Raw genomic sequence first — 20,248 nt, forward strand, 5'->3', positions numbered from 1 at the left:
ATGACATACGTGTCAAATCGGTTAATCACGTATCCAGATCCCGAGGGTGCGATTGGCAATTCCGATTATACGGTGCGCGTCCGGCAGGGACAAGGCGAATGGCGGCAGCTGTTCAGCTATAACGTGAAGGTGGACATGCATGATGTGCGGGATGCCTCCATGGTTTATTTCGATTGTGCCGGCGCGGTTGAAGTCGAAGTGATCAAGAATGACGGGGAGATTCGCGACGTGGCGATCCGCCCCTCATCAGCGGGGATTGACGGCGTCGTGGGTGGAAACCGCGTGACGTTCACAATGGACGAGCCCCGTAAATTGTCGCTCGAAGTGAACGGAGACCGATTCCATAATTTGCATATCTTTGCCAATCCGATTGAGAAAGATGCGCCGATGCAGGACGATCCGGGCGTCTTAGTCGTTATGCCGGGCAAACATCAGACCGAAGATCTCCAGCGTCTGATCACGCCGGAAGTATCGGTCATCTATTTCGATACCGGCATACATGTTCTGGAACAGCCGCAATTCCGCTTGCCTTCCGGTGTAACGGTCTATGTTGCCGGAGGATCGGTCGTCTATGGGGCGTTCATCTGTGATCATGTACGGGATGTGACGATCCGGGGTCGCGGGATCGTCTATATGTCCGACTTCGAGAAAACGACGTATTATCGCGCCGTTGAGATTTTGTTCTCCGAACATATTGCCGTCGAAGGAATCATTGTTATTGATCCGCCCCATTATACCGTTAAGATAGGGAGTTCCGAGCATATCTCGATCCGCAACATCAAATCGTTCAGTACCCGCGGGTGGTCGGACGGCATCGACATGATGTCAAGTGCCCATGTGGACGTTGACGATGTGTTTCTGCGAACGTCCGACGATTGCATCGCAATTTATGGCAGCCGATGGGACTATCAGGGGGACACACGGGATATCACAGTCCGAAATTCCATCTTATGGGCGGACGTGGCTCATCCGATGAATGTCGGCGGGCACGGCAATCACGATAAAGGGGACGTTATCGAAAACATTCTTTTTGAAAATATAGATGTGCTCGAGCACCATGAGCCACAGCCTTATTATTGGGGGTGTTTTTCGATTAACTGCGGCGATAACAATACAGTCCGGAATGTGACCTATCGGAATATCCGGGTAGAACAGTTCGAGCTCGGACAGCTGATCGACATCCGTGTGCTCTTTAACCCCAAATATAATCCATGTCCCGGCTTCCGGGTGGAAAATATTTATTTCGAGAATATCGCGTTCAACGGAATTTGCGATAACCCGTCGCTTATCGCGGGCTTCGACGAGTCTAAATTCGTAAGGGGGGTGAAGTTCAGGAATTTGCGAATCAATGATCGGCACATCCTCAGTCCGGAGTCTGGAAATATTCGGATTGGAGATTATGCGTATGATGTCAAGTTCACCTAAAGCAAGTCGCATCAAAAGATTGTATTGGGGGAGTGCAACATGAAGGTTCGTAACAAAGAATCTGGTAAAGTATTGAAAAAGTTTCTGCCGTTACTCATTATCGCTAGCATGATCGTCGCATTGTTGCCCGTATCGGCGGGAACCGTATCAGCCGAAACAGGCTCGGAATCGGTTATAACGGATTATTTGCCGACGATTTACGAGACCATAGATGCAAACGGTTTCAAGCATCCGGGTGTCGGACTAACCAAGGAATTACTCGAGAATTTGCAAACGCAGGTACGGGCGCAGAAGGAGCCTTGGAAAACCTATTTCGACCAGTTGGTAGCGTCGACTGACCCATGGGGAACCCCGCTTGCGACCCGGACGGTCTCGTCCAGATTTTCCGAAGGCTGTTGGTGCAGCCAGGGCTATAACGAAAAATTCATATGGGATGGCTTAACAGCGTATACGCAGGCTCTTATGTATGTGATAACGGGCGATGAGGTTTATCGGGCCAATACGATGTATATTATCCGGAAATGGGAGCAGAAGAACCCTGCGGATTACGCGTATTTTGTCGATTCGCACATTCACACGGGAGTGCCTCTCTACCGTATGGTTACCGCCGCGGAGATCATGAGGTATACCAGCACGCAGACGCCGGAACTGGAATGGACAAACCAGGATACGGCCAATCTCACGAATAATGTGATCGTTCCGGTCACCGATACCTTCAATCATACGAATGGCCGCTTCATGAACCAGCATCTTTATCCGCTGATCGGAGCCATTTCCGGATATATCTTCACCGGCAATGTGGAGCGGTATCACGAGGCAGTCGAGTGGTTCACGGTGAACAAGACGGCTGTGGATCAGCACGTGAACGGTTCCATCAAGAGATTGTTCCGGCTCGTCGATACGAATGCGGCGACGGGCGAGAAGGTGGAAAACCCGCAGGTGCAGATTACGGAGATGGGCAGGGACCAGGCTCACAGCACCGGCGACGTCATCAATGTCTCCATTATATCTCGTCTGTTGCAGGCTCAGGGAACCAAGGTGGATCCGGTTGACGGTACGGTTTCCACTGCGGAGAATGCGGTTACCTCGTACGATTTTCTCGGCAAGCGCATTCTGGCAGGCACCGATCATTTTGCCCGGTATATGAACGGCTATGATACGCCTTGGATCCCGACAGAGGCGCGTATGCGTGAGGATGGCAGTCCGGTCATTTACCAGGTATTGAGTACCGAATATCGGGGAAGAATCGGCGGCAATGCCTATGATCTATACTATTACTATAAATATGAGCAAGGCTTGGACATAGAGCAGGTTGCTCCGTACTTCGCCGAGATGTTCAAAAAGAGGACGAATTACTGGTGGGCATCACGGGATTCCGGAGGGGAATATTGGTTGTACATCCCCAAGGAAGCCGAGGTCGAGGGAGCGACAAATCTCCCGAAGGTTAACCCGAACCCGAATTGGAAGGAGATTGAGGATCGGTTCACCAGCTTGGACGGCAACTCGACCGCCATGCAAGAGGGCGATGTTTCCTTCGTCCGCATTAACGCCACGGAATCCGGCAGCAAAATCGCTTTGGTTGAATCCGGCAGCGGTACGAAAGTGCTCGGATACAAGATTCGGACAAACGGTGCGGCGAAGCTGGAAGCCTTCGGCGAAACGATCACGTTGCCGGATACCCAGGGGCAATGGAGATATGTATATTATGAAGGCCATGGGCTCGGGGCCCTGAATTATTTCACGATTATAGGCAGCGGAACGACGGTCGATATCGACCATATCAATGTCAACGCGGCCAATGAACTGACGCCGCCGGTGTTTAATGAAGGAAATGCCGCTTTGAACCTGTTTACCTATGTTGGGTCCGGGGCGGCGCTCCATTTAGATTTCTCGGCGACGGACGCAGGCACGTCCGATGTTGTGACCTATCGGATTGCGGGTGTGCCCGAAGGCGCCGTATTCGATATAAGCACCGGCGCATTTGACTGGAAACCGACGCAGGCCGGAACGTATGCCTTCGTCGTGGAAGCTTCCGACGGCACGACGGTATCCACGAGAGATGTCATGGTGACCGTCGCCAATGATCGGCAGTCGGCGGTGGATGCCGTCATTGCGCCCTATGACGCCAATAAGGATTATATCTGGGCAACGCTCGATACGTATAAACTAACAAACGATGACACCATGAGCGTCATTGACACCGCAACGGATGCCGAGTTCTATCAGAAGCTGGCGGCTCTGGATGACGCCGTGCAAGGACTTGAGTTAACCACGCCGTTACACACTGACGGCAGCATTTATTATCAGAATATTTTCGTATCTTCCGGCTTTAACTTGAAGACTTATCTGGACAGTGTCACGAGTACGTTCGGTAGGGACGTTCATATGGACATGGGGCCCAATTTCCGGGTTTCGGCTAGTAGCTTCCAGATTCAGGCACGGGCAGGATTTCCTGAACGCGGCGGCGGCATTACCATGTACGGATCCAATGACAATGAAACCTGGACCCGGTTGACGCCGGGAGTGACCCCCGTGTCATCAGAGATGCACACGTTGACGGTGTCGCCGGAGCTCCAGAATGAGCAATTCCGTTTTCTGAAAATCCAAATGATTCATAAGCCGTACGACGCTCCCTTCATTGAGTTGTCCGAGTTCCGGATCTTCGGGAAGCGTCACGAGGTCATCAACAAGATCTCATCGGTCTCCATCGGTTCGGATCAGGCCTTCGGAGGGCGGATTGTCCTGGGAGACACAGCGAAATTATCCTTCCAATCAACTGAAGCCATTCAGAATGTGAAGGTTACGCTTCAGGGTGTACCCGCGACCGTTCATTCGGAGGATGGCCTGAATTGGACGGCCAAAGCGGTCATGGGACCGGATGCGGCGCCCGGCACGTTGAAATTTAAACTCAATTATCAGACGGCGGAAGGTATCGATGCCCCGGCAACGTTGTTCGTAACCGACGGGTCTCGCTTGATACTGGTGGACGAATCGGACGTGATCCCCGGTGTGACGTCAATCGCTGCAGTGAGCGATTCTTACGGCAGATCGCCGGCAGACGCGATCGCATCAGCGAACAGATTGTTCGATAACAATCCGGGTACGGTGACCGATTACCGCTTGAACGGAAGCGGTGCCGGAGCATGGGTCACCTTCGACTTTAAACAAGGCGGCAACGCGCGATTGAAGTATGTGGAGCTACTGGCAAGGCAAGACGGATATTATACAAGAATCAACGGTACGGTCATTCAGGGCTCCAACGACAATGTAACATGGAAGACCATCTCCACAGGAGCCGTCTCCACGCGGGACTGGCAGATCTTGTCTATTACCGACAAGAACCCCTACCGGTATATCCGTATTATCAATGGGAACAGCTGGTTCGGGAATATGGCGGAAGTGAGATTCCACGGCGATCTGGATTATGATGCAGCTTACTTTGATTCCATCGTGCTGGCGCCGGACGGCTATACCCGAGGCAGCTACTACCTGTATCAACAAAAAGTGAAAGAGATCAAGGCGGAATTGGCGGAACTGGGAGCGAACAAAATGGCCATTCTGAATGAATTGCTTCAGGCGAGTTCGATACTGGTGCCGATAAGCGCTATTACACCTTCTATGGTGACGGCAAATACGGTTTCGTGGGACGGCAAGTTGAGTGCGGCGGCGAACGGATGGCGTGCTTTTGACGGCAACGCGAACACATCCCCTGACACCAAAACCGCAGCCGGTTGGGTGAATGTTGACTTGGGCGAAGGAAACGCCATAACGGTTAACGGCATCAAGTTTATACCACGCTCCGGCAATGAAAACCGAATGAATGGAGCGCTGATCCAAGGCTCCAATGATGGGGTTAACTTCAACACTTTGCATACAATCAATGGGGTATCTGGTCAGCAATGGTATACGCAAGCGATCAACAACAATACGGCATATCGTTATCTGCGATATTACACGCCGAATGGTTTTGCCAACGTCGGGGAGTTGCAATTCCTCTTCATGGATCGCACGTTGCTTGCGCTCTTGCTGAACCAAGCGGATCAGGTCGTTACCGACCACTATACGGCTGAAAGCGTTGCAGCGCTTCAGGCTGAAGTATCGGCGGCACAATCTGTGAATAACAATGCCGGGGCACCGCAGGGCGAGATCGATGCGGCAGCTCAGAAGCTGCGTGAAGCGCTGGAAGGTCTGGAGATTAAGATCACGGCTTCGCTCGATCCTTCCGCACCGAACGGCCTGAACGGTTGGTATACAGCTCCCGTGACGGTGACGTTATCGGCCTACGGGAATGTGCAGTACAGTCTGGACGGCGGAAGCAGCTGGAGCGTTTATGACGGAGCTGTTGCCTTGAGTCAGGAAGGGCCGAACCTAATGCTGTATCGGCCGGTTACGGTTACCGATTCGGTTTATCCGAAATCGGTGAATGTCAAAATCGATCTGACTGCACCGCAAGTCACGATTGCCGGTGAAGCTTCGTACACCATTGATCAGACGGTTAACATCACGTGCAGCGCGGTGGATACCGTATCCGGCGTGACCTACTCGCCGTGCGATGCACCGCTTGTGAATATCAAAGCGTATACGCTTGATCCGGGCCCTCATAAGGTGACGGCGGAAGCGGAAGATGGCGCGGGACACCGCAGATCGGCTGAACATTCGTACAGCGTAGTGGCGACATTCGACAGCCTTTCTGCGCTGACCGGTACTTTCGCGGCCGAAACCGGTGCTGCAGGTGCCGATCAAATTGCGGCATCGCTGCAGCAGCAGCTGGAAACGGCTGAAGCGAGAGCGGCAGAAAGAAAAGGCGCGGAAGCCCGCAAACTGCTGCAAGCGTATATCACGGAAGTGAACAAGCAAAGCGGTAACGTGTTCACGGCCGAGCAGGCGGCAGTGCTTGTTCGCTGGGCACAGTGGCTGCACGATGTGACGCCGTTAGCATCGGGAGCACCGGGTAAACCGGTCCTTTCCGACAACAACGGACATGACACGGGACTGAAGGACGGCAGCTATACCGTCACCATGAACCTGTGGTGGGGGAACAACGGCACCGAATTCAAGCTGTACGAGAACGGCAAGCTGATCTCTGCGCAGAAGCTGACGGACAACTCGCCGGAGGCCCAAACCGTGAAAATCGATATCACGGGTAAAGCGAACGGTACGTATACGTACACCTGCGAGCTGACGAACGTCTTCGGCACGACAGCATGCGACCCGCTTATCGTAAAAGTCACCGACGCTTCGCCGGGCAAACCGGTATTGTCCCATAACAACTGGGACGGCGACGGGAATTACGATATTACGATGAACATGTGGTGGGGAACGAACGGTTCCGAGTACCGCCTGTACGAGAACGGCGTATTGATTGACACGAAGACGCTGAGCGTGGCAACGCCGAAAGCCCAGCAGGCGGTAACGAATATATCCGGCAGGGCGCCGGGCGTATACGAGTACCGCGCTGTGCTGGTCAATGCGTCGGGCGAGACGTCCAGCGAGACGATCACCATTACCGTCAAGCAGCAATAAACCGGACAAACCGGTACGTTTGGCAAAGTCGCTGAATTATTAGGCATCAAAGCATGGAATAAATGGAAGGCCGAAAGGAGCGCATACCGAGTCGGCCTTCCCCTTTAGTTTGATATTTCGCTTTCAATCCTGCTCATGATTTCGGCCATCCCTTTAGGCGTAACGGTCAACCGAAAAATGTAAGCGCCGCCACAACGGCGCACGAGGGAATCTTGTACACGCAAGCCGATTTTGACCGCGCCAAGCAAAAAGTCGCAATAGGCGCGAGAGGATTAAGATTTTTCCCGCATATAAGACGAATTTTCAATCAACGATAATGTTGTAAGCGATTACAACATGTTGAAGAGCGAAAGCACTTCAATCCAACGATAGCTATATATTTGTACATGATTTCAGAAATGCGTTTGAAAGGGGGGGATGCGATAGAGGAAGTGATTGTAAACGGGCTGCGGAGATAAAACAGGCCACAATGAGCAGTTAAAAAAAGGAGGAAATGACATGTATCTCTTCGAGAAGAACAGTTTTCCCCACAGGATTGTTTCTGGCATTCTTTGTTTGGTGTTGGCGATGACGACCTTTCTCACGATCGGCAGCCAAACGGCACAAGCGGCGATTTCGCCGCTGATAACTCCTTATAAGCCGCAGGTAGTAAGTACGTCTGCAAATTTGTCCTATACCGATTCCTCCGGGAACACGGTAACGGGAACCATTAACCATCCAGGCATTGCAATGAGTCAGACGGATTTGGACAACATGCGCGATCACGTTAGAGCGGGGGATGAACCTTGGAATACGGCGTTTAATGCCTTTGCCGCCGACTCTCAATCCAGTAAAACGCCAAGAATCTATTATGAAAATACTTATATCTTCAAGCACATACAAGGGCCTTGGGGGTTTAACGATATTTATACCGACCCAGCGAATCCTAAATATTACAGTAATCCCAGCGAATATGTAGGAGCGCGTGCCAATACCGATTCTGAAACTGCTCTCATGCAGGCGGTTATGTGGTATATTACCGGCGATGTAACGTATCGCACAAATGCCATGAAAATCATCAGGAGTTATTCTGCCGCAGAGGATATCGTTACCCATACGAACTTCCGTTTTGCTATAATGAGTTATCTTCTCTCGGCAGCGGCGGAAATCCTGCGCTATTCCGATACGCTTACGTTGAGTGAGAAATGGACGGATGCAGATACAGCGAATCTTACCCATCTCATGGACATCGTTGCCGTTACTTATAACGCTCATGGAATGTTTATGAATCAGCATCAGTTCGGGGTTATGGGAACGATGGGAAGAGCGATCTTCACCAATAATCTGCAGCTTTACGATGAGGCTGTAGAAGCCACGACTGTAAATGCTGCTGGCAATGACGGGGGAAGAAACGGTTCCATCAAGCATCAGATGCGGTGGATGACGAAAAATGAAAGGACAGGAGAACCGCTAGACCCGTCGGATTACCATGTGCAATTAGTAGAAATGGGACGCGATCAGGGACATACGTACGCCGATATCGCCGGACTGTCTACATTGGCGCAAACCATCAATGCCCAAGGCACGAAGGTTGACCCGGTAACCGGAGCGAGATCTACTGCCGCTAATGCGGTGAATGCATTCAATTACCTGGATGACCGCTTGCTGGAAGGGACGACTTATGCTCTGAAATATCATTTGGGGTATGAAATGTTATGGACGCCTGCATGGGCAAACGAAAACAGTACTATTCAGTATTATGATAAGATCAACCCATGGCCGGGCAGGGGCAGATTCGATCCTTACTTAAGTGTGTTGTACAACTATTATAAATATATCGAAGGGCGGGATATGACCCAGGAAAAATACAAATACTTGGCCTACGCATATGAAACGAGAATGCCGGAGGTTGCACAGAAGGATTATCCGCTTGCTTCTTTGCTGTACACACCTGATACGGCAAAGACGGATGGCTTGAGCAATAAGATCACATTAGGCTCGATAACGGGATTGACGGCAACGGCGGCGGGTGCGAATACGATCTACTTAAGCTGGGAGGGAGTGCCGAATGCGCTTGGGTATAACATCTACCGGTCCACAGATCCGAATGGCACCTTTACAAAGATTAGCAGCGCCCCCACTGCAGCGACAGTATATCGCGATACAAGCTTAACCCCTGATACGACCTACTATTATCAAGTTGAGGTAGCCGGAGGATCGAAATCCGCTGTCGTATCTGCAGCTACAGGAGGAAGTTCAGGGACTGCTTCAGTCAGATTCAAAAACGCCGCCACCGGCTTGTATATCGATGGGATAGGCCGCACGGTGAACGGCTCCGCTGCCGGACAATGGAGTTCCAGCACCAGCAATAATCAGCGGTGGATTGAAGAAATTAGCGGGAGCTATGTGCGATTTAAGAATGTTGCAACCGGACTTTACCTGGACGGTATGGGCCTCACGACCAACGGCTCCATTGCCGGACAATGGAGCTCAAGCACCAGCAATAATCAGCAATGGTCCGTCTCGATTGATGGCAACAATGTGCGGATCCGAAACCGAGCTTCGGGGTTATATCTGGACGGGGTGGGCCGCACGACCGACGGGGCGGACCTGGGTCAATACGGAGGAGGCAGCAGCGCCAACCAAAGGTGGCAGATTGTAAACTGAGTATACTGAATGCTTGATTTATACCGCTCATTTCCGTTCGGGGGTGAGCGGTTTTTTGATGTTACACGCTAACGGGCACAAGATTCTAAAGAAATCAAAATAAAGTAAATGATTTTCTGATTGAGATTGATTACGATGCTCATACGGCTTCCATTCAGGCTTACGAGATATTGGTTAAATATATGGAATTGCGGGAAGCTTTAAGGGACTATACCCGTGAGCTGATGAAAGAAGCCCATGAGAAAGGTGCGCCGGTTATGAGGCCGCTCTTCTATGAATTCAAAAATGACGATAAGGTCTGGGATATCAAGGACGAATACCTGTATGGTCCGGATCTGTTGGTGGCTCCTAACCTTTATGAAGGCGCTGTATCCAGAGAGGTTTATCTGCCTGAAGGTTCAAAATGGACGGATGCGCGTACGGGAAGTGTCTTCGAAGGCGGACAAACCATTCTTGTTGAAGCTCCTCTAAGCTCGATTCCGGTATTTTTACGGGATGGAAGACAAGCGTATCTCATTGGAAAAATATGATATTGTTTCGGGTTTCACGGAGAAGCAGGATTAACGCCTGCTTCTCTTTATTTCATTTTATGGAATAAACGGGATTAACAGGGATGATTCGTTATAGGAGTGCCGGTGATGCGTTTGGCATAGCGGACAGTCATGTCAATGAAATCGTCCGCATGTTTTTGAACGTTCGTCACGTCCGGGATACGCCTTCCTTGTTAGTGCCCGAATTGTCAAACGGTGAGACGTCCAAATCGAGCGGCATAAGATGCCTCAATCCCTCTTCTCAATGGTAAGACGGCCGCCATCCTCCACCGCTCGAAACAGCACGGGACGTTCGTTTGGCGCGTCGTTTGGTGCATGGATGGTTAGCATGGATTGACCGGAAAATGTCTGAAAGAGCATCCCATGTCCCCCATCCTTCGCGAACAACGGCAGAGGATCATGCGTCCAAGGACCAGCGATTTGCCCAGATTGGGAACGTGCAATTCCCAGCGCATAACCTAGATCACCATGCGAAGACCAAAGCATTATCAATTCGCCGCTCGGAAGTCTATACAAGAATGGTCCATCCGTTACATAATTTTCTCCTGATTCTCCAAATCCCGTGGTCCATGGAGCTTCCGACGCCCGAAAGAGCAAGACCGGTTCGCCAACCGTACCTGTCAAGTCTTCCTGCAGCCGAATAGCATACATTTCGCCATCCTCCACCTGCAGCCATTCACGGCAAAAAACCATCCATGGAGCACCGTTTTCATCCACAAATAGAGTACCGTCCAGGCACTCCCAATCGGGAGGTGTCAAAGGCAATCCCATGGAATGAAAAGGGCCTTCCGGCGATTCTGCCGTCAAAATACCAGTCCCCCGGCACCGCCCCTCAACTTTAAAGCTTGCAAACATATAGTAGCGCCCGCCCCAAAGGTATACCTCCGGCGCCCAAAAGTGATGGTCCGCCCAAAAGTCAGGTTCGGGACGAAAGGCCGGTATCGGGCCTGTCCATTCCTGCAAATCGCTGCTTACATATACATCAAACCCGATCGCTGGACCCTCCCATACATTCACACCAAGGGTTCCATATAAATAGTACTTTTTCTCGTTCTTGTCTGTAAGCACAAACGGGTCCCGCAGATGAATATCCGACAATCGCTTTATCTGCATGCTATTCCTCTATCCTTTCGTCCGTTGTAATGATCAGATCGCTCGCACATTCAGCAATTCGATTTTTTTAACATGGTTGCAACACTTCTTTAAAAAGAAGAATAGCAAATGTGACGTATCAGTTCAATTTTAAAAATCAACAAAATCACGGAATTGTCGGAAATCGAACTCAGGATTAAGGACTTCGATTTTTCCCAAAAAGAACTAATCTCCCGGATTAAAAATTGTCGGTTGCAGTTTCGCTCGGGGTGATCCTTGATTTGAATACTCGGGTCGCTAAGCAGCATGTGCTTGCTCTTTTAAATCTGGCATTTTAAGATATAAGAACAGGCGTCATTTTACTTTTTTGATGCAAAGACGGGGGCAGGCGATGAAGAGAATCAGTGGTATTCCTTTCAAACTTTCAATATTGGGGAAAACGGTGTTTTTTCATTCCATGCTTGTGCTGATTTTGGTTAGTGTGGTTACGTTTTTCATGATAAACACAGTCTCCAGTGGCTTAACCAAGGAAGCAAGAGCATCTGTTGATACCATGACAGAGCAAGCTTACCACACGGCTGACGTCCTGCTGAGATCCACCTACTACTACTTCGGGCAGCTTTATACGAATGATATGGATATTTTTAACGCGATGTATGGGGATGAATTTACCGGCATGCAGTCCAAGCGGATCCGGGATAAGCTAGTGGATTTGAAAGCAGCCAACCCCTTAATTGAATCGGTCTATATTTATAACATGAATCATGATATCGTCTTTTCCTCTGAAAGCACCCGAAGAAATGTAGATGACTTCTACGACAAAGGGATGACCCAACTGTTGAAGCAAGGACGAAATATCGGCGGAAGTGGAGCCTTCATTCCAAGAAGGGAACGGCTTTCTTATGGTAATGAACCCGTTGACTTGAATATGTTATCGATCATATATACACAGTTTAAGCAGGATGGAGCTTCAGACGGGGCGCTGGTTGTTAACTTGAATCAACAAACGCTTCAAGAGCTCATAAGCAAAGCAGGGAAGGAAATATCACGGCAGTCCATGATTATCGATCAGCATGGGACGGTGCTTTCCCATAAGGACCCGCAAATGTTCATGAATCTTTTAACGAAGGAACCTTACATCGATGAGATTTTGCATTCCGAGAATACAAGAGGACAAATCAGTATTTCGATCCATGGGGATAACCATTTGGTTTCCTACATAAAATCCGATCAACTGGGATGGATCGCAATCAGTATGGTGGAAGAAAATAGCATTTTGGGAACCGTAATCATGGTTCAGCGGTTCATCCTGGGTATTACCGGTCTGTTTATCATTATTGCGATAGTTATTGCTTTTTTCTCCATCCGGGCGATCTACATGCCCATTCGGAACTTGGCAAGGAAAATAGGGGAGGCTTCATCCAAAACGTTGCATCCACAACATGCGGATGATTATAAAATGATTGAATCCTGGATATCCCATCAAGAGGAACGGGTGCTTGATTTGCAGAGCAGCATGTCCAGGTATAGAAATGCCAGCAAGAAGGAATTGCTTAATGAGGTTATTCTTGGCATGTTCAAGGAAACCCCCGATAATCTTAAGAGTCTTCATAACCTTGGAATCCATCTTGCCGGCGGACCTTATCTGGCTGCTGTGATTCGGATCGATGATTATTCTTCTCTAAGCAACAGATTTCAATTGAAAGACCAGGCGCTGTTCAAGTATGCGATCATGAATATCGTTGACGAAACCTTGCGGCCTTACTGTACTGCGGAGCTATTCGAATATAATGATGACACGATCGCTGTTCTAATAAAAATGATTGAAGGCCAACTGAACCATGCCGATGCTTATCAAAAAGCATTCTATGAAGCGCTGGGAAATATCAGGGAATATCTCCCCTTATCCGTAACCATATCCTTCGGAACTGTTGTACACCGTCTGGAGCAAGTGACTTATTCTTGGAACCAGGCTTGTCAGGCGGCGCAATACAGAATTATTCAAGGGAAGGGAACGGTAATCCCTTATGTGCCGGAGATGTCGCAGCGGATGCCGGTGGATGAATACCCTTACCAATTGGAAAAGATGATTACGGATCAGATGAAGACGGGAAACAAACAAAAGTATCGTGCGCTTGTAGACGAGTTTTTCGAAACGATATCGAAGTATCCATATGAAGAGTTCATTCAGTACCTGTCCCAAATGGTGATGATGTCGGAACGTGTTGCGAAGGTGATTACAGATGATGATGAGCTGCTGCACATGGATCTGTCCTCATTATCGGAGTCCTTGCGTCAATGGGATACATTAGCCCAGATCAAGGAAGAATACATCAGAATATGCGAGAAGATCATGGATTTCCGGGAAAATGATTTTTCATTGCGAGGTGTCAAGGTTGTTGATAAGGTGAAGGAATATATCCACACGGAATACAGCAACCCGAATCTAACTATTGACGACCTTGTGAAGCAAACCGGAATGACCAAAAACCATGTCCGCAAAATATTCAATGATCTATGTGGCGAGACCATAAGTCAATATCTCAGCAACTACCGTTTTGAGAAAGCCAAGGAACTGCTGATCCAAACGGATTACCCCGCTGTGAAGATCAGTGAGATGGTCGGCATAGCAAATTCCAATTATTTTTATGTCTCGTTCAAGAGGTACGCAGGCAAGTCGCCGCAGCATTACCGAATGGAGCATCGGTTGAATTAATGGTATATATAAACAAGGCTGCCTACCTGACAACTGGGTTGTGGGGAAGGCAGCCTTGTTTCACTGTTACAGTAGTATTTAGGCCCCGTAAAAGACTAATTTTGGCTAATTCCGCTTAATAAGCGCTCTAGTATATAATCAAATGGAAAGGGGGAAATCGCAACATGAAAAGCAAGTCGATCAAGAACGCAATCTTATTGATGGCGTCTGCAACAATGGTGCTATCTGTTGCAGCTTGCTCCAAAAGCAATGGAGATGCCGGAGCTTCAACTGCTCCGAGCGCCGCCTCTTCCACAGCTTCAAGTGCACCGTCTACGCCACCGTCACCTGTAACATTGAAATTACTGTTCATGCAATCCAAGCCGGCAGAGATGGATAAGGTGTTGGCCGAGTTCGAGAAGCGCACCAAGGATACACTGAATACCAAGCTCGAAATCGAGTTTGCCGGCAGCGAACTGACGCAGAAGCTTGGACTGAAGATGGCCGCCGGCGAGGAAGTGGACTTGTCGTTCGACTATCTTGGCTACGTAAACTTGTATCAGAATATTGCACGGGGGTATTATCAACCGCTAGAAAAGTATTTCAACAATGATGAATACCCGGGATTGAAGAAAGCGTTTCCGCCGGAACTCATTGAAGCCAATAAAGTGAATGGTCATCTGTACAGCATTCCAATGACGGAGGCTTGGAAAATTCCGGGCGTTATTTATTACCGCAAGGACTTGCGCGAGAAATATGGCTTGCAACCGATCAAGACCATGGAAGAGTTCCAGGTTTTCATGGATAAGGTGAAGGAGCAGAACCCGGAGCTGGTTCCTCTGGCTGTACGAAATACTCGCGGCTTTGCCAATGGTGAAATGTTCGCTAATGAAGAGGTGCAAAAGAACATTCGCACCAACCCGTACTTCATCTCCGGTACAGGCGTGAATTTCAGCGTGGTTCTTACCGATGACGGCAAAAAGGTATTAGGTGCTGTAACGTTGGGTGACCCGGCATCGGATTATGCAAACCTCCCGGCTCCGTATAATAAACCGGATTACCTGTACCAATACCTGGATAAGTATGTTCAATGGAACAAATACCTTGAGGAAGATGTTTTGGCTCAGAAGAACCCCGGAGCGCTGTTCAATTCCGGCAAAGCCGCAGCAAGCGAATGGAATGTAAGAGCGATGGCTGACGTTAAGAAAACGATCCAACAAGCTATTCCCGGCGCAGATATCGAGTACTTCGTCTATAACACCAAAGTCGCCAAACTTCAGCCCCAAGCTCTCGGAACCAACTATATCCCGTACAACCACGCTGTCGTTCCGGTAACGTCCAAAAATGTTGACCGTACGATGAAAGTCTTGGATTGGATTTTCAGCAGCCAGGAAAACAACGATCTGTTCACCTGGGGAATCGAAGGAGAGCACTGGACCAAGGTCGGAGATCATGGCTATTCGCGTACGGATGATCAAGCTAAAAAATACAGCTTCCCGTGGTATGAATTGTCGATGAATTCAATGTATGAACGCACAAATGCTGATATGGATCCGTATGCGAAAAAGGTACTCCAATTTGTAAAAACGAATGACGCGTATTATACGCTGCCTCTGGCACAATTTGTATTTGACGCAACGCCAGTAAAGACCGAAATTGCGAAAGTATCTCCCAAGCTTGAAGAATACAAGCCTCTCTTCGTAACGGGATCCGATCCGAACTGGAGGGATACGGCCACGAAGATGAACAAGGAACTTCGTGCGCTGGGATTGGATAAGATTCGGGCAGAGCTGGTCAAGCAAGTCCAGGCGTATCTTGATAAAGGCGGCAAGTAATCCTGAAATCATGCACGATTACAGTGTTGGAAGAGTTCGATCACAGTATTCGTTATATATTAAAGTAGTTTGCAAGCGCTATTTTGTGCATACTTAAAAGCATCGAGAAGAGAGTATCTTGTTAAAGTGAGGAAAAAATTGATGAGCTTTTTAAAGATTTGGGAGGCGCCCGAAGGGGCGGTAGGCCGGGATGATTTTGAGGTTAGCGTCCGCATTCCGGGGGAGAGATGGCAGCCACTCTTCGTGTATGAAGCGAAGGTGGACATGCACAATGTCAGACAGGCCTCCATGGCCTATTTTGACATGGAAGGAACGGTGGAGGTAAGGGTCGAGAGCCGGAAGGAAACCGTACAGCAAGTCGTTATCAGGCCTCTTTCGAAGCAAATTCCGTTCGAGGTGGAAGGAGCAGCTGTTACCTTCCGTTTGAATGAACCTTGCAAGCTGTCCATAGAAGTGAACGGGGACCGCTTCGGCAATCTTCATCTTTTCGCGAATGCTCCGGAGGACAATCCACCGAAACCGGATGACCCGAATGTGCTGTTCTTGAAGCCTGCCATCCACAGAATGGAGGATATTCAACGTCTGGCGAATAGTCCGCTCCCTGGAGGAGCGGCACCGGAAGTGATCTATTTTGGGCCAGGGATGCACTATCTGGAGGAGACAATCTTCCGCATTCCGTCCGGGAAAACCGTCTATATCGCCGGCGGCGCCATTGTGGTCGGCTCCCTCGTCTGTGATCATGTACAGAATGTTACCATCCGTGGCAGAGGGGTACTGTATTTAGCTGACTTTCACCGGTTTTCTGCGTTTCGGGGTGTCCGAATCCTCTTCTCGCAACATATTACCGTGGAAGGGATCGTACTGCTGGACCCGCCTCACTACAGCATATATATCGGCAAGTCCGAGCATATCCGGATCCGCAACTTCAAATCCTTCAGCACGCGGGGATGGTGCGACGGTATCGACATGATGTCCAGCTCGCATATTGAGATCGAGGATGTGTTCCTGCGGACGTCCGACGATTGCATTGCCGTATACGGAAGCCGTTGGGATTATAAAGGGGATTCACGCTGCGTAAGTGTCAAAGACTCCATCCTTTGGGCTGACGTAGCTCATGCAATAAATATCGGCGGACATGGGGACTATCGTCGGGGAGACTTGATCGAGGATATCCAGTTCAGCAATATCGATATTTTGGAGCATCATGAGCCCCAGCCCGGTTATTGGGGGGCCATGAATATTAATGTCGGAGATAATAATACGGTGCGGAACGTCACCTATGACAACATCCGTGTGGAGGATTTTGAGCTGGGCCAGCTGGTGGACATCCGTGTGGTGTGGAACGAGAAATATAACCCTGTTGCCGGTAAACGTATTGAGAACATTCATTTCCGGAATGTGACCTATAATGGCAAAAATGAAAACAAAAACCGAATATACGGGTTTGACCGTGAACGGAGTGTGGAAGGGGTTACCTTCACCAATCTGCGGATCAATGGCGAGTTGATTCTAGATGCGGAGCAGGGGCGTTTCGACATCAACGAGCACGCCCATGGCATTCAGTTTCGTAAGTGATTATCAAATTTGAGGCGTATTTTTTACCTGGACATCAAGAACGGGCCTTGGGCGAACTGGGGGACTGAATACAAGATCGGTTTCCCAGGGCGTTCTCCCAATAGCTATTTCGAGGGGGACTGCAAAATGAAGGTAGATAGAGAAGAGGGCAGGCTAAAATCCCTCTATAGAAGAAATAATTTATTAATAAAAATCCTTTCATCCTATTTAGTTATTGTTATCGTTCTATTATCCGTTTTTTCCTTTGTCTTATTTCGCACTTACAACAATAGAAGTATAGAGCATGTCAGTCAAACCTCTGAAAATTTTATATCGCAATCTTATTATATTGCAGATTTAATGCTCATAAATGTTTATTATAACTTTTATCACTTATTTATTAATGATCTGGATAGTGATCTTAATTATGGATTGTATGATGATAAATCAGATGCATTCGCCGATCAAGATGTATTAAAGAAATTAAAGCAATATGTGAATTCAAATCCGCTTATTCGTTCCATTTATATTTATAATGCCAAGGCTGACAGGGTAATATTCAGTATATCTGAGTTAGGAGAAGGGATTCAGAAGACAACTGATTTTTTGGATCAAGATATAATCCATATTCTGAGGAATACGGAACAAAGCGTTTCTGATGAATATTTCACAAGAAAAGTGGATTATGTAATAAATAATAAAAATATAAGCGAAAATTTCTTGACCTTGGTTCTTACAAACACTTCGAATAATGGTGAAGTTGAATCGTCATTAGTCATTAATTTAAATGAAAGAATACTACAGCAGATGGTTACCAGTGGAAGTGCCGGAGATCTTAATCAAGTATTGATCATGTATAAAGACGGTAATGTATTATCTCATGATGACACTTCTATGATCAATAAAAATCTTGCCAATGAAAGCTTTGCGAAACAAATCATGCAGTCTAACAATGAAAAAGGCAGTTTTTTAACGAAGATTAATGATCAGGAATCACTTGTCAGCTATGTGAAAGCAAAGCATTTAGGCTTGATATTTATAGGCATTGGCGAATATAGCAAGCTGTTATCGTCGGCCTATTCTATGCAAAAGACATTATTGATTTTAACGATTATTTTCATACTTGCGGGGATCATTTTAGCTGTATTTTTTACATCAAGTATCTATAATCCGTTTAGAAAATTGCTTCATAAATACAGACTGGATTCAAACCGACTATTGAATGATAAGAAGAAGACATATTTGGGAAAATTAGTTGATGGGGATATTGACGAAAAAATCTGCGACAAAGATTATATGATGGAATGCGGGGTAAGTTTTGACGCTCCATTCTTTTTGACCATTGTACTTAAAATGGATTCACTTGAAAAAGTTCTTTCAGGTAAATGGTCGAAAGACGTAAGATTAGTTAAATTTGCAATTCTTAACATTGCATGTGAATTCTTTAGGGAAAAACGATTTAAGGTAGAGGGCGTTGATAACGGACACGATTATGTCAGTATTATTTTAAATGTAAATAATAGAAGTGACGAGATTGTGAGTAAACTAATCGATACGACAACGGAAATACAAGATAAAGTAGACAAATATCTGAAGATATCGGTATCAGCGGGAATAAGTGATATTGTTGAAGGAGTTGGAGGTATAAGTAAATCTTTCCAGAACGCGCTGGCAGCTTCGAATTACCGAATTATATTCGGTAGAAAAGCAGTCATAAAATATGGCGATATAGCTGAACGAAATAATAATGATCTCCATGAATATCCTTATGATATTGAGAAGAGAATGATCGAAGCCATAAAGGAACGACATATAAGAAAAATTGACACAAGCCTTAATGAGTTTTTTGAAAGGCTTGCTTTATCTAGTGCGGATGAAATACAAATAACGGTGTTGCAGTTAGCCGTGTTGCTTACAAGGACACTAAGCGGTATAGCCAAGACTAGTATTGAGAATGGAGAATACAGCATAAAGGTGCTTGTTTCTGAAATCCAAGCTTGCGAAACGTTGGAGGAAATAAAAACGTATCTCTATTCACTCTGTTCCAAATTTGTAGAGACAAAAGACAATGATGCTAAAGAAAATGTAAAAACCATTATTGCGAATAAAATTAAAGATTATGTCGGAAAGCATTATGATAGTATGAATATATCAACGGATACAGTAGCAAAGTATGTAGATCTGTCTCCTAATTATGTCAGGTCTATATTCAAAGAGATAACGGGTATATCATTGTCGGATTATATTACACAATGCAGGATGTCAGAAGCACAGAGACTTCTAATTGAAACAGATTATCCTGTCAGCAAGATTGCTGAATTGGTTGGGTATCCAGAGAATAGCAAGCACTTCTTTACCGTATTTAAAAAACACTTTAGCAGAACCCCGGAGAATTATAGAATAAGTATCCATAATAATGGGAGTCAAAACAAGTTAAGTTCGAATGGGTAAAGTGAAACAGATAAAGAGCTGATAGCGGAATTGACTTGTTGAAGTAGTCATCTAAGCTGTCGGTTCTTTTTCTTGTAAACCGCCCGAGTTCAAATAGCATCGGGATCCGTTGCAGTGTGTTTTTGAACAGGTTCAAAAACCATCAAATCGGCATTTTGATTAAACGAGAACTTGAACACTCATAAATGGGGTATTAGAGTCAAAAGAGAAAGGGCTTTCAGTGTTACCACGACGAGAGCCGAGAAATATATTTAGGTAAAAAAGGGGAGGAAGAAAAATGAACAAAAAGTTTTTAGTAACGCTGCTTGCTGTAATGATGCTTGCTACATTATTTGTTGGATGCAGCAGCAAGCAAACAAGCGAGCCAGCAGAAAGCACTACGCCTAACAGCAATGCGACAGAAGGTACTGAACCCGCAACAAAGAAGGCTCCGGTTACGCTTAATATTCGTTTCTTCGGGAATGAGAACGGGCATT

General features: G+C 47.4%; 10 protein-coding genes and 1 pseudogene. 10 read left to right on the top strand and 1 reads right to left on the bottom strand.

Going from position 1 to position 20,248, the window contains the following annotated elements:
* From DFP97_RS11285 to DFP97_RS31175, 5 genes are all read left to right on the top strand, one after another.
* Positions 1 to 1,425, top strand: a complete 1,425-nt coding sequence (locus tag DFP97_RS11285; RefSeq protein WP_114380083.1) for a glycosyl hydrolase family 28 protein — start codon at positions 1 to 3, stop codon at positions 1,423 to 1,425.
* A gap of 39 nt (positions 1,426 to 1,464) precedes the next feature.
* Positions 1,465 to 6,948 carry a discoidin domain-containing protein gene (locus DFP97_RS11290; protein WP_114380084.1) on the top strand — a complete coding sequence of 1,828 codons (5,484 nt, stop codon included), beginning with the start codon at positions 1,465 to 1,467 and terminating at the stop codon, positions 6,946 to 6,948.
* A gap of 498 nt (positions 6,949 to 7,446) precedes the next feature.
* Positions 7,447 to 9,594 (top strand): RICIN domain-containing protein, encoded by a 2,148-nt coding sequence (locus tag DFP97_RS31170; RefSeq protein ID WP_220271152.1) that lies wholly within the window; start codon positions 7,447 to 7,449, stop codon positions 9,592 to 9,594.
* Between the two features lie 170 nt (positions 9,595 to 9,764).
* Positions 9,765 to 10,124: a glycoside hydrolase family 31 protein gene (locus tag DFP97_RS11300; RefSeq protein ID WP_245976116.1), complete on the top strand. Its 360-nt coding sequence runs from the start codon at positions 9,765 to 9,767 to the stop codon at positions 10,122 to 10,124.
* 83 nt (positions 10,125 to 10,207) lie between these two features.
* Positions 10,208 to 10,396 carry a hypothetical protein gene (locus DFP97_RS31175; protein WP_220271153.1) on the top strand — a complete coding sequence of 63 codons (189 nt, stop codon included), beginning with the start codon at positions 10,208 to 10,210 and terminating at the stop codon, positions 10,394 to 10,396.
* Here the strand turns inward: DFP97_RS31175 and DFP97_RS11305 are convergent.
* Positions 10,374 to 11,258: a glycoside hydrolase family 43 protein gene (locus DFP97_RS11305; protein ID WP_181873468.1), complete on the bottom strand. Its 885-nt coding sequence runs from the start codon at positions 11,256 to 11,258 to the stop codon at positions 10,374 to 10,376. The genes DFP97_RS31175 and DFP97_RS11305 overlap by 23 nt on opposite strands.
* Before the next feature lie 370 nt (positions 11,259 to 11,628).
* On the opposite strand from DFP97_RS11305, the gene DFP97_RS11310 reads away from it, so the two are divergent.
* The 5 genes and pseudogenes from DFP97_RS11310 to DFP97_RS11330 all read left to right on the top strand — a co-directional run.
* Positions 11,629 to 13,953 carry a helix-turn-helix domain-containing protein gene (locus DFP97_RS11310; protein ID WP_114380086.1) on the top strand — a complete coding sequence of 775 codons (2,325 nt, stop codon included), beginning with the start codon at positions 11,629 to 11,631 and terminating at the stop codon, positions 13,951 to 13,953.
* Between the two features lie 164 nt (positions 13,954 to 14,117).
* The gene (locus DFP97_RS11315; protein WP_114380087.1) at positions 14,118 to 15,767 is read left to right on the top strand and encodes an ABC transporter substrate-binding protein; all 1,650 of its coding nucleotides are present in this window, start codon (positions 14,118 to 14,120) and stop codon (positions 15,765 to 15,767) included.
* A gap of 141 nt (positions 15,768 to 15,908) precedes the next feature.
* A complete protein-coding gene (locus tag DFP97_RS11320; RefSeq protein ID WP_114380088.1) occupies positions 15,909 to 17,342 on the top strand; it encodes a glycosyl hydrolase family 28 protein in 1,434 nt (477 codons plus the stop codon).
* A gap of 126 nt (positions 17,343 to 17,468) precedes the next feature.
* Positions 17,469 to 19,772, top strand: coding sequence for a helix-turn-helix domain-containing protein (locus DFP97_RS11325; protein WP_114380089.1), 2,304 nt, complete (start codon positions 17,469 to 17,471; stop codon positions 19,770 to 19,772).
* A gap of 277 nt (positions 19,773 to 20,049) precedes the next feature.
* Positions 20,050 to 20,248, top strand: a pseudogene (locus DFP97_RS11330) (hypothetical protein); the annotation flags it as partial.

Origin of the sequence: Paenibacillus prosopidis (assembly GCF_003337375.1) — a bacterium.
Lineage (GTDB): Bacteria > Bacillota > Bacilli > Paenibacillales > Paenibacillaceae > Pristimantibacillus > Pristimantibacillus prosopidis.

Bases quoted from the DNA above. Each gene is read 5' to 3' on its own strand.
- DFP97_RS11325 (WP_114380089.1), top strand. From the start codon at position 17,469: ATGAAGGTAGATAGAGAAGAGGGCAGGCTAAAATCCCTCTATAGAAGA.
- DFP97_RS11290 (WP_114380084.1), top strand. From the start codon at position 1,465: ATGAAGGTTCGTAACAAAGAATCTGGTAAAGTATTGAAAAAGTTTCTG.
- DFP97_RS31175 (WP_220271153.1), top strand. From the start codon at position 10,208: ATGATTCGTTATAGGAGTGCCGGTGATGCGTTTGGCATAGCGGACAGT.
- DFP97_RS11310 (WP_114380086.1), top strand. From the start codon at position 11,629: ATGAAGAGAATCAGTGGTATTCCTTTCAAACTTTCAATATTGGGGAAA.
- DFP97_RS11305 (WP_181873468.1), bottom strand. From the start codon at position 11,258: ATGCAGATAAAGCGATTGTCGGATATTCATCTGCGGGACCCGTTTGTG.
- DFP97_RS11315 (WP_114380087.1), top strand. From the start codon at position 14,118: ATGAAAAGCAAGTCGATCAAGAACGCAATCTTATTGATGGCGTCTGCA.
- DFP97_RS11285 (WP_114380083.1), top strand. From the start codon at position 1: ATGACATACGTGTCAAATCGGTTAATCACGTATCCAGATCCCGAGGGT.
- DFP97_RS11320 (WP_114380088.1), top strand. From the start codon at position 15,909: ATGAGCTTTTTAAAGATTTGGGAGGCGCCCGAAGGGGCGGTAGGCCGG.
- DFP97_RS31170 (WP_220271152.1), top strand. From the start codon at position 7,447: ATGTATCTCTTCGAGAAGAACAGTTTTCCCCACAGGATTGTTTCTGGC.